The sequence below is a fragment of the Sulfurospirillum sp. 1612 genome (assembly GCF_036556685.1).
GTDB lineage: Bacteria > Campylobacterota > Campylobacteria > Campylobacterales > Sulfurospirillaceae > JAADIZ01.
In genome coordinates, this window is record NZ_CP140614.1 from 2,260,403 (window position 1) to 2,275,672 (window position 15,270).

At 38.9% G+C, this 15,270-nt stretch carries 13 protein-coding genes; 9 read left to right on the top strand and 4 right to left on the bottom strand.

Going from position 1 to position 15,270, the window contains the following annotated elements; translation table 11 throughout:
- Position 1 precedes the first annotated feature (1 nt).
- From urtE to SFB89_RS11415, 9 genes are read left to right on the top strand one after another with little or no spacing between them, the layout of a single operon-like run.
- On the top strand, positions 2-697 hold the full coding sequence (gene urtE, locus SFB89_RS11375) for an urea ABC transporter ATP-binding subunit UrtE (RefSeq protein ID WP_331774809.1): 696 nt from the start codon (positions 2-4) through the stop codon (positions 695-697).
- A gap of 1 nt (position 698) precedes the next feature.
- Positions 699-1,448: an urease accessory protein UreD gene (locus SFB89_RS11380; protein WP_331774810.1), complete on the top strand. Its 750-nt coding sequence runs from the start codon at positions 699-701 to the stop codon at positions 1,446-1,448.
- 9 nt (positions 1,449-1,457) lie between these two features.
- Positions 1,458-2,141, top strand: coding sequence for an urease subunit gamma (locus SFB89_RS11385; RefSeq protein WP_331774811.1), 684 nt, complete (start codon positions 1,458-1,460; stop codon positions 2,139-2,141).
- Positions 2,138-3,841 (top strand): urease subunit alpha, encoded by a 1,704-nt coding sequence (gene ureC / locus SFB89_RS11390; RefSeq protein ID WP_331774812.1) that lies wholly within the window; start codon positions 2,138-2,140, stop codon positions 3,839-3,841. Before SFB89_RS11385 ends, ureC begins: the two co-directional genes overlap by 4 nt.
- Before the next feature lie 8 nt (positions 3,842-3,849).
- Entirely contained in the window at positions 3,850-4,284 is a 435-nt protein-coding gene (locus tag SFB89_RS11395; protein ID WP_331774813.1) for an urease accessory protein UreE, read from the top strand.
- Positions 4,259-4,948 (top strand): urease accessory protein UreF, encoded by a 690-nt coding sequence (locus tag SFB89_RS11400; RefSeq protein WP_331774814.1) that lies wholly within the window; start codon positions 4,259-4,261, stop codon positions 4,946-4,948. The genes SFB89_RS11395 and SFB89_RS11400 overlap by 26 nt, the downstream gene beginning before the upstream one ends.
- Before the next feature lie 10 nt (positions 4,949-4,958).
- Positions 4,959-5,549 carry an urease accessory protein UreG gene (gene ureG / locus SFB89_RS11405; protein ID WP_331774815.1) on the top strand — a complete coding sequence of 197 codons (591 nt, stop codon included), beginning with the start codon at positions 4,959-4,961 and terminating at the stop codon, positions 5,547-5,549.
- A 59-nt stretch (positions 5,550-5,608) separates the two neighbouring features.
- On the top strand, positions 5,609-6,934 hold the full coding sequence (locus SFB89_RS11410; protein ID WP_331774816.1) for an MFS transporter: 1,326 nt from the start codon (positions 5,609-5,611) through the stop codon (positions 6,932-6,934).
- A 14-nt stretch (positions 6,935-6,948) separates the two neighbouring features.
- Positions 6,949-7,344, top strand: coding sequence for a YqaA family protein (locus SFB89_RS11415; protein ID WP_331776087.1), 396 nt, complete (start codon positions 6,949-6,951; stop codon positions 7,342-7,344).
- On the opposite strand, the gene SFB89_RS11420 is transcribed toward SFB89_RS11415, so the two are convergent.
- From SFB89_RS11420 to pelG, 4 genes are read right to left on the bottom strand one after another with little or no spacing between them, the layout of a single operon-like run.
- On the bottom strand, positions 7,327-10,122 hold the full coding sequence (locus SFB89_RS11420) for a tetratricopeptide repeat protein (RefSeq protein WP_331774817.1): 2,796 nt from the start codon (positions 10,120-10,122) through the stop codon (positions 7,327-7,329). The genes SFB89_RS11415 and SFB89_RS11420 overlap by 18 nt on opposite strands.
- 2 nt (positions 10,123-10,124) lie before the next feature.
- On the bottom strand, positions 10,125-11,174 hold the full coding sequence (locus SFB89_RS11425; protein WP_331774818.1) for a hypothetical protein: 1,050 nt from the start codon (positions 11,172-11,174) through the stop codon (positions 10,125-10,127).
- Positions 11,158-13,929 carry an endo alpha-1,4 polygalactosaminidase gene (locus SFB89_RS11430; protein ID WP_331774819.1) on the bottom strand — a complete coding sequence of 924 codons (2,772 nt, stop codon included), beginning with the start codon at positions 13,927-13,929 and terminating at the stop codon, positions 11,158-11,160. The genes SFB89_RS11425 and SFB89_RS11430 overlap by 17 nt, the downstream gene beginning before the upstream one ends.
- Complete coding sequence (pelG, locus tag SFB89_RS11435; RefSeq protein ID WP_331774820.1) at positions 13,895-15,268, bottom strand: exopolysaccharide Pel transporter PelG; 1,374 nt, start codon at positions 15,266-15,268, stop codon at positions 13,895-13,897. The genes SFB89_RS11430 and pelG overlap by 35 nt, the downstream gene beginning before the upstream one ends.
- Positions 15,269-15,270 lie beyond the last annotated feature (2 nt).

The window sequence follows — 15,270 nt, forward strand, 5'->3', positions numbered from 1 at the left end:
TATGTTAAAAATAAATAAAGCCAATCAATTTTATGGAGAAAGTCACACTTTGTGGGATCTAAGCTTGGAGATAAAACCTGCAAAATGTACTTGTATCATGGGAAGAAATGGCGTGGGAAAAACAACGCTCACCAAAGTCATCATGGGATTGCTCCCCATAAAAAGCGGTGTAATTTTATATGAAGGAGATGATATCTCAAAACTAGGTTCTGATAAAAGAGCGGGGCTGGGAATCGGATATGTGCCACAAGGCAGGGAGATTTTCTCGAACCTATCCGTCAAAGAAAATCTTGAGATTGGATTACTAGGCAATCGAAATAATCTCAGAAAAGTGCCCGATAAGATTTATGAACTCTTTCCTGTTTTAAAAGAGATGTTGAAGCGAAAAGGCGGCGATCTTAGTGGAGGACAGCAGCAGCAACTCGCCATCGCCCGAGCCTTATGTCTGGAACCAAAACTTTTGATACTAGATGAACCCTCAGAGGGAATCCAACCCAACATCGTCCAACAAATCGGAGGCGTCATCGACTATCTCACCAAAGAAGAGAAACTGACCGTCGTATTGGTTGAGCAAAAATTACCCTTTGCAAGAAAACATGGCGATGAATTTTATATCATCGAACGCGGTAAAACAGTTGCAAATGGAGAAATAGCAGCATTAAGTGATTCTCTAATCAAACAGTTTTTGTCGGTATAAGATGAGCATCGCTTTAGAGTTCAAAGAGAATATATTTAGACTCACAAAACTCAAACTTCCTGCACGATATTATCACTTTTGTGATGAAGAAAACTACATCAAACTCCTATGTGTCGGAGAAGGAATCTTTCCTGGTGACAAGTGGCGTACTAAAATAGCGTTGGAGAATTCAAGCGTGATTTTTTCAACAGAATCGGCAACAAAAGTCTACCCCTCAACCCAAGAATTTAGTATCAATACTATCGCCTTATCTCTCAATAATTCAAATTGTGAATTTATCAATGATGAGTTGATTTTATATAAAAGTTCAAAATTGATTCAATTTCTAAAAATCCATGCCGATAAAGAATCCACCTTCTTTTATACCGATATTTTAAGTTCCGGCCGAAGCTTTGAAAATTTTGATTTTACTTCGATGCAGATTCGTAACAAATTTTTTATAGACGGAGTGCTGGAGTATTATGAAAATTTTGATATCAGTGGTGCTCATATACGAAATTATCTGCAACGCCATGAGACAAAAATGCTGATATTTGCTAAATTATATATAAAAACTGGCACTAATGATGCTTTTTTAGATACCTTGGCACTACAAGGTTTTCAATCATTTAGTTATACTAAAACAAAGAAAATGATTATCGGTACGATGAGTGCAGAAAATATGTATATCATAAAAAATAAAATCAACAAGGTCTGGAATATTTACAGAAATACGCTGAATAAAAGTAAATTTAATCTGGGCAAACCGTAGGAGAAAACGATGTTTTTAACCAACAAAGAACAAGAAAAACTGATGATTTATACCGCATCAAAGCTAGCACATGAGCGTAAGAACAAAGGGTTAAAGCTCAACTACCCCGAAGCTGTAGCAATCATTAGCTCTTTTATACTCGAAGGCGCTAGAGAAGGCAAAAGCGTGAGTGAACTCATGGTGAGTGCCACACAGATTTTAAAAGAAGAAGATGTCATGGAGGGAGTACCTTCGATGATGGAAACCGTACAAACTGAAGCCACTTTTGATGATGGCACGAAACTGGTCACTGTCCACAATCCAATTCCGGCAAAGAAATCTGAACTCACACCGGAAGAGTATTTTATAGACGATGGAGAAATCGAACTCAATGTTGGAAATGAAACAATTAGCATCGAAGTGGAAAACCGCGGTGATCGACCGATTCAAGTCGGCTCACATTACCACTTTTTTGAAGTCAACGCCTTTTTATTTTTTGATAGAGAACAAGCTTATGGCAAAAGACTGGGCATCGCTTCAGGAACTTCTGTACGGTTTGAGCCCGGATCCCTTAAAAAAGTCGACTTGGTAGACTTCACAGGAAAACGATACATCAGTGGATTCAATGGCTTAGTAGAGGGCTATTTGGATGATAAAGACACAAAAGAGCGCGCCTTAAAGCGCTTGGCAACATTTTTGGGAGAAGCAAAATGAAACTATCAAAACAAAAATATGCTGCAATGTATGGTCCCACTACGGGAGATCGATTTCGTCTCGCCGATACTGCTTTGATTGCGTGTATTGAAAAAGATTTTACGATTTATGGCGAAGAGAGCAAGTTTGGGGGCGGAAAGACCATACGAGATGGGATGAGCCAATCTCCCACGGCCACCAATACCGCTGATCTCATTATCACTAATGCTGTGATTATCGACTATAGTGGAATTTATAAAGCAGATATCGGCATCAAAAATGGCAAAATCTCAGCGATAGGCAAAAGTGGTAACCCGAACAATTGTGATGGCATCACAGAAGGCTTAGAGATTGGGGCAGAGACTGAAATCCTCTCCGCTGAGGGTAAAATCATCACAGCCGGCGGCATCGATGCACACATCCATTTCATCTCTCCAGGACAAATCGATGAAGCCTTTTCAAGTGGCATCACCACGATGATTGGGGGAGGCACGGGGCCTAACACGGGAACCAATGCCACGACTTGTACCCCCGGAGCGTGGAATATCCATAAGATGATTGAATCTATCGATGATCTACCGCTCAATTTTGGTTTTATGGGCAAAGGAAACAGTAGCAATTATGACGCTTTAAAATCACAAGTCGAAGCCGGTGCAATGGGGCTAAAACTCCATGAAGATTGGGGTAGCACGCCCAATGCCATCAATACCTGTTTAAAAGTCGCAGACGAACTTGATGTTCAAGTGGCCATCCACACGGACACACTCAATGAGTCGGGTTTTGTTGACAATACAATCAACGCTTTTAAAAACCGAACCATCCACACCTTTCATTCAGAAGGTGCCGGAGGAGGCCATGCCCCTGATATTATGAAAGTTGCAGGTCTGGACAATATCCTACCCTCTTCTACCAATCCAACCCTCCCTTATACAAAAAACACCATAGAAGAGCACCTTGACATGTTGATGGTATGTCATCACTTGAGCGCAAAGATCCCTGAAGATGTCAGCTTTGCAGAATCAAGAATCAGAGGCAAAACCATTGCTGCTGAAGATGTCTTACATGACATGGGAGCAATTTCGATGACAAGTTCGGATTCGCAAGCGATGGGACGCGTGGGTGAAGTGATTATCAGAACGTGGCAGGTAGCTGATAGTATGAAAAAACAACGCGGTGCACTCAAAGGAGATAGTGAACAAAACGACAACAATCGAATCAAGAGATACATCGCAAAATACACTATCAACCCCGCAATCGCTTGTGGTATCAGTGAACATGTCGGCAGTGTAGAAGTAGGGAAGATGGCCGATCTTGTGCTTTGGGATCGCGCATTTTTTGGAGTCAAACCCAATCTCATCATCAAAGGCGGATTTGTGGCACTCAGTATCATGGGGGATGCCAATGCTTCTATCCCTACACCTGAGCCCAATCTGTATCGGCCGATGTTTGGAAGCTTGGGCAAAGCAGCATCAAGAACCAGTGCTATTTTTGTCTCAAAAGTTTCATTAGATAAGGGATTAAGCAAAAAGTTGCAAATCGACAAAGTGATGATTCCAGTGAAAAATACTCGAAATATCAGTAAAAAAGATATGAAGTTAAATGATTTTATCGGAGATATCCAAGTCGATCCTGAAACTTACGATGTCAAAGTCAATGGGGAATTAATCGAATCCAATCCAATGGAGGCATTGCCCTTAACCAAAAAATACTTTTTATTTTAGGTCCGTTCATGATAAAAAAAGTCACAGAGATAATAAAAACAACCAAAGCAGATGACCGTGTGCAACTGAGCTGGTTTGATATGCAAAAACCAAACCTGAGTGCGGTAACCAATACCGGTGTCGCCTTTATCATCAAGGCAAAATTCACCCATCTCCATGTGAATGATGTCTTAGTGTGTGAGGATGGATATAAAATAGAAGTGAAAAAAATAGAAGATGCGCTCTACATCTTAGAATTTAGCAATCATGTAACTTTTGCAAAAGCAGCTTATGAGATTGGGAATCGTCATCAGCCCATCATGATAGATGATTATAAAATCACCGTTTTAATTGACCAATCCATCGACGATATCATCGCCTCTCTTTCCACAGATCCCCAGGTGAGCATCAGAAAAACGAAAGGATATTTTCATCCCAATGGAAAATCACACCATTCACACTAAGGCGCTCAGTCGTCTCGTGCAAATCTTCGATGGCTCTTTCCCTTCTGGTAGTTTTGTGCACTCATTTGGGCTGGAACCCCATGTACTCTTAGATGTCATAAATGATGCACAAAGTCTCAAAGCCTATCTTTTAAACTTGATTTTAGATCAATATCAAAAATTTGAGTTTGCTTATGTCAAAAACGCATATAAAAATCTTCAAAACGATAAATTAGAGCGCATTATCAAAGAAGATGCGAGATATACCTCAATGCAAAGTTACGAGATTGCGCGTGCATCGCGTGATTTGGGAAGTAATTATCTCAAACATATCAATTTTGATATCAAGAAAAAAATCGTGAAAGATTATTTTAAAGCAGTGCGTATGGGTAGCGCAGAGGGCAATGAGCTGATGATATTAAGTGCTTACGCCTACGAATTGGATGTCGATTGCGATACTTTTTTGCTTTTGTGGTGCAAAAAAAACATCGTCAATATCGCTTATGCCTCGCTAAAAATCTCCCGCATCAAACCCTCGCAAATTCAAAAACTCCTTTTTGAGTTTGATGATTTACTTGCAGAACTGATCGCAAATAGCGCAGAAAATATCAGCAATTTTAATCCACTGTTTGAAGAGATTATTTTCCAACATAAAAATTTAGAACCAAAATTATTTGCAACATAAAGGTAAGAAAATGAGCGTAAAAATAGGCATCGCAGGTCCCGTTGGAAGCGGTAAAACTTCCATCATCGAATCCTTAACCAACAGGCTAAAAGATACATACAAGATAGGTATCGTCACCAATGATATTTACACACTTGAGGATGCAAACTACCTAAAAAAAAGACTTCCAGAACATCATGATATGATACTAGGCGTCGAAACCGGAGGATGCCCACATACGGCCATAAGAGATGATATCTCGATGAATGAAAAAGCTTGTCAAGAACTCGAAGCAAAATTTAACCCTGATATCATTTTTGTAGAAAGTGGTGGCGATAATCTCTCTGCTACTTTTTCATATGAATTGATTGATTATTATCTCTATGTTATCGATGTGGCGCAAGGCGGTGATATCCCGAGAAAAAAAGGTGCGGGACTACTTTTTTGTGATCTGTTAGTCATCAATAAAACCGACCTGGCCCCATATGTCGATGTGGATTTAACTATAATGGAGCACGATGTCAGAGAAAACAGGAAAAATAAACCCTATGTTTTTATATGTAATAAAGAAAAAGAAAGCCTTGAAAAAATAAAAGAGTGGATCTTCGCACTGATTGATTAAATAGAATTAAGTATAATTAGGGTAAAATTTCTCTTATTTCAATTATAAGGCAAATTATCATGATGAAAACTATTATGCCAATCACGGCAATTGTTGCGCTTAGATTTATGGGACTTTTTATCGTATTGCCCGTACTATCAGTATATGCACTAGGTTTAAAAGGCTCAAATGAATTTTTAGTCGGTATTACCATCGGGGGATATGCCCTCACCCAAATGGTACTCCAAGTTCCCTTTGGTATGTTATCAGATAGAATCGGGAGAAAAATCACCATCGCCATCGGCTTGGTCATCTTTATCATCGGGTCATTGATTTGTGGATTTTCAACCGATATCTATATGCTCATGTTTGGTCGCTTTGTACAAGGTGCCGGAGCTATCGGTGCGGTAGCGATTGCGATGATTAGCGATATGGTACGAGAAGAAGTCCGAGCCAAAGCGATGGCTGTCATGGGCAGTTCAATCGCGCTCTCGTTTGCTTTTTCTATGATGGCAGGCCCTTTGATAGGCGGATATTGGGGCGTTGATAAACTCTTCTTTATCGTGGCTCTTTTAACGATTGTTGCTATTGTCGTGCTCTTTACAAAAGTAGCGAACCCTCCCAAAATACAACACCAATATGACAACAGTGAGCGTCAATTGCTACAAATCATGAAAAACAAAGATTTGATGCGCATGAATATCACCAACATGCTACAAAAAGGGATGATGACATTGGCTTTTTTGGTCATTCCTATTATCATGCAAAAAGAGTTCGGTTGGGAAAAAAAGGATCTGTGGATGGTCTATATTCCTGCGATGGTTTTTGGGATTTTGGCAATGGCACCGGCTGCAATTATCGGTGAAAAATACCACAAAGCCAAAGAAATGTTGATGGTAGGAATCGGATTTTTTGCTCTGAGTTATACATTGATGGGCTACTCTCATACTGCCACATTTTTTATTATAGGAGTTATTTTATTTTTTATCGGCTTTAATATGCACGAACCGTTGATGCAATCTATGGCAAGTAAATATCCAAGAATCCACCAAAAAGGAGCAGCCCTTGGTATATTCAACTCTTTTGGTTATATCGGTACCTTTATCGGTGGGGTATTTGGTGGTTATTTTTTACAACATTATGGGATGAAAGAGATTGCTTGGGTAATCGTCATCATCGCTATAGCATGGTTATTTCTAATCAAAAACATCACCAACCCAAAAATCAACAAAAATCTTTATATTAATCTTGATAGTATCGACATCAGCAAGGCTGAAAAACTTCATGACATTGATGGTATCGTAGAGTGGTATCAAAATGAAAGTGATCGTATCCTCATCGTAAAACACAACACTCTCAAAACCAATAAAGAAGAAATCGAAGCGTTTTTAGGCATTAAGTCATAATTGCACTTTTTTTCATTTCATTAGGCGCTGCCACCTTATTACCCGGTGGTAGCGAAGCTTTTTTTTTATACAAATTACAACAAGAACCACAACTTCAATACCAATTTTTAGGGGTTGCAACCCTCGGCAACACGCTGGGTTCTTGCATCAACTATCTTTTAGGCCGGTACCTCAGTGAGCTGGCCATCTCAAAATCCTATTTTAACCACAAATCCGTCCAAAAAGCTAAAAATATCTTTAACCGATATGGTTTTATCTCCCTGCTCTTTTCTTGGATGCCTATTATCGGAGATCCCATCACTTTTGTTGCGGGACTTTTTAGATATTCTTGGATGAAATTTGTGCTATTTGTTACTGTAGCAAAATGTCTTAGATACAGCTTTTTACTCTATTTATGGATGCGTATATAGAAACTGATATCGCACAAATAACCGCATGATTGTATCATTAGTACCATTAACAGAGTTAGAATAATTAATTCCGACACTCAGATGATCTTGATTCCATATTTTACCGCCATACCCTGCTTCAAACCCATAGCCTAAGCCTTGAGATCTATTATTATAATAAAGTCCCGTCTCAAAGAATGGACGCCATACGCGCGTATAAATCTCGCTATTGACATACCCATACCGTAATACTAATCCAATATTATAAAAATCCTCAGGCAAAATTCTATCAGGAGTTCGCTGCAACGATCGTACCAGATTATGTGAGCCTGATTTTTCTTGGTAGGTTCCAAAATCAGCAAAAAGTTCCGTAGAAATATCAGGATAGCCCTCTCTCAGACGTCTATTTATAAAAATTCGACCGTATTGTCCTGTACCGAGATTATCACCATCTTGTGCGTGGTATTGGTTGTATTCGGTACGAATACCAATCTGTGTTGAACGCAGTATCTGCCAATCAACTCCCAATGTCATACTGTCTTTATTGCCACTTAAAATCAGGAGGTTATTTTCATCTGCCACACGATTTTTGTACAATCCCAAATCCACACTCACCCGACTGTGTGCTTTGTAATGTCCGTGTAATTCATAAGTGAAATAACGCTTCATGACATCTCTAAAACCCACACGTGCAATCACATAAGCTCTGGCATCAAACTCTTTTTTGAAACCAACATCAAATTGTGATGTGGTCGCAGGAACATCCATCAGCGTATCATCATTGGTGGTGCGATTTTTCAGAACTTCTAATCCATTTAAAAGATGCCACCCTTCACCCAGATACAAACGGTGATCGATTTGAGCACCCTCTTGAACCAAAGGTTTATTCTCTTGAAAAATACCTTTTATTTCTAGAAGATTGCTACGTTTTTTTGAAAGATCTAGATGATGAATATAAGCATTTTGCCCGTATCGATTTGTATTTAAGGCATCATAATTCAAATCTTGAGAGAGTGCGATTTGTCCATCATTTTCTGCGGCTACTGATGCTTCACCGCGAGGTAAGTCCTCGGTATAGCTTTTCAATAAATTTTCGATATTCGTGTGATGGGTCATGATCATAGCATTACTGAGTTTGAGCCATAATTCAGGATGGGTCATACTCCTATAAAGCTGATGACTTCGCTCAAATGCTTTGTGACGCACCGCCCAAGAATAAGAGAGTTCTTTATAATGTGTCTGCGTCAAATACGGCTTGGCGTCGGAGAGTTTTTTCTCAAAATAATCCGCTTGTAACACATACATTGCCGCATTTAAATACGTATTCCAATACACATCGGTTTGTTGTAACATATCAGGGGTATCAAGCTGTTTTTCAATGCCACGCATCTTGCTGCTGAAGGCATTAGTTTTGCTTTGAAGTTGATAGATATAAGCTTGCATAAATTCAAACTCAACACTCTTGATAATCGGATTCTTCATCCTGATAAGTTTTTGAGCGTAAAAATCTGCCTTGTTAACGTTTTGCAAAAACAGATACGCTGAGGCCATAGGAAAATAGAGTGTCTCTTGTTTTTCTGATGATTCATCCATGCGCTTGAGTAACTCTCTAAGATCATGATTGAGATGATAATCAGTCATAAAATACAACAAAGCCAGCTTATTTTCTTCACTCTCAGGATCGATTGTTATCGCTTTTTTGATGGCTTCTGTTGCCAACGCTGTTTGTTTGTAATGCAAATATAAACTGGCTCGAATCAACCAATAATTCACTTGTTTACTCACCTCAGGATTGATAGCCACAAGTCTATCAATGTCTTGGTGCAATTCATCATAATGATTGAGCGCTATAAGATTATTGGCATAAATATAAAAAAGATAGGCAACGTGAAATTTCTCATACCCCTCTTTTGCAATGCTAGCACTCAATAATGGGTTGCTGGTCTGTTTAAATTGTACCACACGTTCAAAATCCACCAATCTTCCCTTGTCCATATGAATCATATTAAGCGAGGCATCTACGGCGCGTTTAAAATCTTGCAAATACCAACCAATATCACTCAACAATGCATAATACTGCGCATTTGGTGGGATTTTTGACTCTTGTATTTGAAGCAAAATATCATACGCATGTTTCATATCTCTCTTGAGATAATAAAAATAAGAGACCATGGCAATATTATCTCTATTGTAGGCATGTTTCGCATCAATCAATGCCACAACTTTCGATGCAGCATCTAATTCACCCGCATCAAGGTACACGCGTAACGCTTTGGTCAAATACTCTGTTTTGGTTGGATCTTTTTGGTAGAGATTCATCAAAATCGTAGCAGCTTTTTGGGGTTCTCCCACTTGATAAAAAATATACACAAGGGTATCAATATGTTTTTTAGATGGATTTTCTAAAGTTTGCGCCACTATAAGATGCTTAATCTTATCATACTGATAAAAACTCAATCCATAAGTAATGATTTGATTCCGAAGTGCTTTGCTAGGCTTGTGTCGATACAAAAACATCATATGTTTGATTGCGATTTGACTGTGTCCGGTCCATCTGGCAATCTTTGCAAGATTATCATTCCAAAAATAGGAGTTTGGATATTTTTGATACCCTTTTTGTGCCACTTGATACGCATGTGTCAGATCATTTTTGAAAAGAAAAGATTGCAACATCAACTTCAACTCTTCTTCTTGCTCTCCTGCCGCCTGCTTGTTAACAACCGCAGAATCAGGGAGTGTAGCGGCCATAGAAGCAACACCATACAACGTAAAAATGAGTAATATCGATAATAAACGCATCATTAATCTTTCTTATCCAAAATTTTCTTAGACAAACTAGCCGCCTTAGGGACATCTCCTGCCGCGGTGTAGAGTTTCAGCAATAAAATCCTCATCTCTCTCTCTTTTAAAAAGCGATTTTGATATTTGTATGCAAAATCTGATGCCATCTTCGTGTGATTTCCGGCTCTTAGCATTTTGATTGCCAAAAGATAATAGTGCTTCTTTTTACTGTATGTTGATGCCGTTTGAAACAATCTTTTATACACCATTGCCGATTTGATTTGCTCATTTTGCGCATTATAAAATTCAGCCAATTTATTGCTCCAATACACCGAGCCCGGCGCCAATTTGAGCAATAAACTCTCAGCTTGCGCTATATGTTTGATTTTGACTAAAAATTGGTACTCCTCTTCTAGCCATTGAGACAGGTGAGCCCCATCATGACGTTGTAGTGCATGAAGATATTGAATCGATTCTGTGCTTTTGCCCACTTGTTCTGAGAGATAATACGCATCTTTCAAATACGCAATATTATCAGGATGTTCTTTGAGTGTTATTTGGATAAACTGATATGCTTTTTGTGTCTCTTTTAAGAAAAGCGCTTCTTGATACCAGTGGTAACTCTCCTTAGTATCATAGTAGTGCTGTTGTACGATGACGGAGAGATTTGATTTGAGTGCTTGAATCGCCTCTTCTTTGCCTTGGCTGTCTTTTGCAAAATAATAAGTAGCTTTTTCTAATTGATACCCTAATAAATAAGCCTCTTTTCGAATATGTGCATCCGTACTTTTATACAATAATCCCACGATACCCAGTGCCAAATGCAACTTGCCCGCTTTGAGACTTTTTTGTGCCAATGAGAGCATCAAAGGTTCACTGGTGGGATCACTTCTTATCATATTTTTGAGATAAATAATACTCAAATTATAATTGGTATTTTCAGATAATACCTGCTTTTCCAAATTGCTTTTGGGATAAAGAATCACCAAAATAAAGACAAAAGCAGCCAATATGAAGATTATCTCTCTAAAGGAAACAACGTATTCTCTAGGCTTATTTGCAAACAACATCGATTTGTGCTTCCTTCTTGTTGTTGTAGTAAAGCTTCACATCATTTTGTTTTCGTATGATTTTAGAGGCTTTAGGTTTTGAGGTGATTTGACACGCGGCTGGGAGATTAAAATGTAATTTGAGCCCAACATAACCTTTAAAATGAAAAACCTGTTTCTTCTTACTAACATCATAGCTCACAAGAGGAGCATTCGCATCAATCAAGTAGGGTTTATTTTGAATTTTATCTATCGGTTTTAGCAATACACTTGGCGTATTTGCGGTATGAAAATAAGTATGTGATTCAAAATGTTTGACACCTATGATATCTTTGGAAGCTTCAAAATCAACACCCGCTCCCCTTTTTTCTTCACGCAATGTATGCAAATCTCGCATTCCGGAGACTTTCCATGCTCCGGCCTCTTCGGCTAGAGATACCGTATAAAAATCCATCACTTTAGGAATATAATCGGAAGCAAACAGCGGTGTCGTATCTTGTTTCATTGCCCAATCAAAAGCATATTTTAGCGCATTTAATGAAGCTCTTTTGGATCCAGAATAGTAGTGGTAATATATATCGATTGGCTTAAATCTTCTCGGTGAATTGGTGAGTTTAAATGTTTGCACTACCTTTTTAAAGCCCCAAAAAGGGCCTCGCCAATCATTGGTATAGACATTTTCATCTTGGGCACCAGTATAAATCTGATAATAATGCCCGCGTCTGATTCCAAAAGGGGCGATATAGCTAAGCCATGGCGCATCATTGGTGATATAGGTATCTCCACCATTGAGATTTAAAAGATGGTGTTGGTAAACATAAGCCAAATCGCTCTCACTAGGAACGCAATCTCCCGTCCAAAAGATGGTGCGTGCCAAACGATCTTTTGGTTTAGAAGGAGGCATCAGTTTAGTATTAATCATCTTGATGGTACCAAGCATTTCACGCTCATAAGAAAAGGTGTACCCTTTTGGATCAAGACGATACTGTGGCGCCAGTGTTTGATTATGAATTTTTTCCCAATAAAACGGATGAGAAAAGGTATGAGAGGCTCCCTCTACATTAGGAAGTGCATAGATTTTTTTGGCTATTTTCATCAACTCAGGAGAGAGTTTGGGATACAAACCATCAGGCTCAATCTCAGCACCTACAATCGATATGGAGTGAGGAATGGCATAACGTTTTAAAATATCGCGATAAATAATCTGAGCTGAAAACAGCTTCGGATTCCACTCCACACGATTCATAAACGCATCACCATCAACATGAGAATACAAAATACGATTGCCGTTTTCTGTGGTCGGATCAGGAACTATCAAAGTTTTGAGTCGCAAGGCTTCTTTGAAAAATTTAAAAGGGTTCATCACCCAAATATTATCTTGATTCAAATCCACCATCCAAGCATCACCCACAGCATACCCACCCCATGGGGTAATAGCCGCTTGCGTAGTCTTTTCTTGTTTTTCATCTTCAAGCACCAATAATGCTCTCGCATCACTAGGGTTGAGATAATAGCCAATATTTTTAGTAGGGGCCACTTCAAATCCCATCATAGGATCTTGAAAGATGATTTTATTCTTCTGTATAGGATCCACACCCACTCGAGAAATCGAAATACCCAGTGGATTTAAAATATTTCGAGAGAGATTGACACCAAAATTATCGACAAAGACAACTTTCACACCAATGTGCTGTAAACTCTTGGCCCAATCGATTAACTCTTGCGGATTTTTATAAGCATCACGTAACCAAACAATGACACCAGCGTATTGCCCCATATCTTCTAGTTTTGGTAACCCGCGCTCATCAATATCGCGCATTTTTTCGATGTATCCCATGTACTCTAATGGCAATGCTCCTACTTGATGCGCTGCAAGTTCTATCCGATCTTTTTGCTTCTCGTCAATCAATGTCAAAATCTCTCGCTTCAGCGCATTTTTAGAAGAGCGCCCATAACGGGTTAAATCTTTATTTGAGATATAAGGAATCATACCTTTTGCTTTGATTTTTGCCACTAAGGCATCGGCTTGATCTCTATCTTGAAAAGAGAGATAATCAACATCAATCACATCTAAATGATAGGATTTGACCTTTTGTATTTGGGCATCCAGCCACGTACGGTCAGCATCACTGACATCTTGATAATGCAAATCTTTGCCGCCTAAACCTTTATAGTAAGATTCAAATAAAACAGCAGTAATATCACTGTGAACAGCATCTAAGAGTTCAAACCCTCGATTGATAATCAACTTGGCCTTGGGATAGGTATCATGAAACCGTTTGATAAAAGCAATCAATGCCTGTTTGCTGCGCGCTTTTTGCTCAGGTGTTTTGCTCACAATTTCATAAGAATCAAGGGTGTCAAAAAAGAAGTTTTTAAACCCCTTTTCCACCTCAGGCTGAATCACCGTATCAAATAAAAAGTTTTGATACGCTTCATTGGTAATATCCATAACAGCTGCATGCCATGGTTTGTTTTCTCCCGCAATCCATGCTTTGTTAATTTTATTATAATAGGCACCATCTTTATCGATTTCTCCGACACTCACATAGGCATACATCTTATCTTTGTAAACAGAAAAGCCATGGGTATTGGTATCAATATGATTGGGCTGAACGATAATATAATCATGAATGCCAACCATGGGATATGAGATGTCTTCTCCATAATAGACCATAGCACTCTTGTCGCTAAGGGATCCAAAAGCGACTTGCATCGCGAGCATCATCATGATGATGATTTTATTGTAACATGAAAGTTTCATAATCCAACTCATCTAATTCTCTCCTTATTACAACCAAACTGGCGATAAATACAATCAAAAGAGATACGGTGTAGCCGTATCCAAACATAGCAGGCCCGAGATAAATAGATAATAAACTCAAAGAAAAATTTAAAACAAAAAATGCAATACACAGCCACATCGCTACTTTTTTTCTATCCAAATAATACAAGATTGCCAACAATGACATGAAGAGCACCTGCAACATCGCGCCCACTGTCAAGATATGAAACAGCCCCAGATAGAGCTGCGGAATGTGTAATTTTACAAAGATGGAAGGCATCACAAGAAACAATAAGATGTTGATAATGCCTTGCAATAATAAAATCTCCAAAAGGGCTTGCCGGATGACACTCACCATCTCATTACGATATTTTCTAATCGTCCCCAACGTTCCACCTTCTCGAACCGCATCATAATAGAGATTGTACTTTTCCGCAAAATCCGCTTCCAAACGATAAAAGAAAATGGCCATACTCGGAAGTATTGACAAATACGCCATAAAAATCGGGATATCATACACCACAGAAGCATGCAAATGTCCAATCACCTGATTTCCCGTCATCGGATGATACCAAAAGACAAACTTATCCACCCAAGACCCCAGATTGTACATCAATCCAGCAATTCCCAAAGTCCAATAAAAGTTTTTGGCGCCAATAAATTTAAGGCTCATAAAAATATGAGAATCGTAGCTTTTAATAATCAAAGACATCAAGGCCACAAACAAAATCGCATTGCCTAGGAAAAATATAAAAATCAGTGATTCAATGGTATTGCCATACAGATAAGAAAATAATACAATCAAACAATAAGCAACCAGATAAGACCACACCACGCTAAGATAGTATTTTAAACTCGCCGCCAGGATACTCGAAATCCACACGCCGCACAACACCAAGAATGTCGCAATAACGCCACACAAAAATATCCAACTCTCACCCTTAAAAACCCATAATACCAGAGGAACGATGAAGATGATTCCTGCCACCCAAGAGAGAAAAATCGCACCAAAATATGAAGGCAACACCTCATCTTTTCGCTCTGCAAAAATCAAATCGGCAACATACCGTGTAAAAGGAAGTTGGATGATGCCGGTGATAACCAGACTTGAGGCTAGCGCAATCGCATAGGTAATGACCACTTGAAATTTGGCCGTTTCACCAATCTCTCCCAAATGTATAATATTGATAAAGCCTACGAAAATAATCGCAATAATCGAAATCACCCAAGGACCAGAACTCAAGATGGCAGAGTATCCATAGACTTTTGCCAATGAAAATAAACTATTAGCTTTTAGTATTTTACGAAGTTCAAAACCGATACCTGCCATGA

What these genes read in the sequence shown, in the direction of transcription:
- urtE (WP_331774809.1), top strand. Translation starts at nt 2, where the DNA reads ATGTTAAAAATAAATAAAGCCAATCAATTTTATGGAGAAAGTCACACT.
- SFB89_RS11410 (WP_331774816.1), top strand. Translation starts at nt 5,609, where the DNA reads ATGATGAAAACTATTATGCCAATCACGGCAATTGTTGCGCTTAGATTT.
- ureC (WP_331774812.1), top strand. Translation starts at nt 2,138, where the DNA reads ATGAAACTATCAAAACAAAAATATGCTGCAATGTATGGTCCCACTACG.
- pelG (WP_331774820.1), bottom strand. Translation starts at nt 15,268, where the DNA reads ATGGCAGGTATCGGTTTTGAACTTCGTAAAATACTAAAAGCTAATAGT.
- SFB89_RS11430 (WP_331774819.1), bottom strand. Translation starts at nt 13,929, where the DNA reads ATGAGTTGGATTATGAAACTTTCATGTTACAATAAAATCATCATCATG.
- ureG (WP_331774815.1), top strand. Translation starts at nt 4,959, where the DNA reads ATGAGCGTAAAAATAGGCATCGCAGGTCCCGTTGGAAGCGGTAAAACT.
- SFB89_RS11395 (WP_331774813.1), top strand. Translation starts at nt 3,850, where the DNA reads ATGATAAAAAAAGTCACAGAGATAATAAAAACAACCAAAGCAGATGAC.
- SFB89_RS11380 (WP_331774810.1), top strand. Translation starts at nt 699, where the DNA reads ATGAGCATCGCTTTAGAGTTCAAAGAGAATATATTTAGACTCACAAAA.
- SFB89_RS11425 (WP_331774818.1), bottom strand. Translation starts at nt 11,174, where the DNA reads ATGTTGTTTGCAAATAAGCCTAGAGAATACGTTGTTTCCTTTAGAGAG.
- SFB89_RS11385 (WP_331774811.1), top strand. Translation starts at nt 1,458, where the DNA reads ATGTTTTTAACCAACAAAGAACAAGAAAAACTGATGATTTATACCGCA.
- SFB89_RS11420 (WP_331774817.1), bottom strand. Translation starts at nt 10,122, where the DNA reads ATGCGTTTATTATCGATATTACTCATTTTTACGTTGTATGGTGTTGCT.
- SFB89_RS11400 (WP_331774814.1), top strand. Translation starts at nt 4,259, where the DNA reads ATGGAAAATCACACCATTCACACTAAGGCGCTCAGTCGTCTCGTGCAA.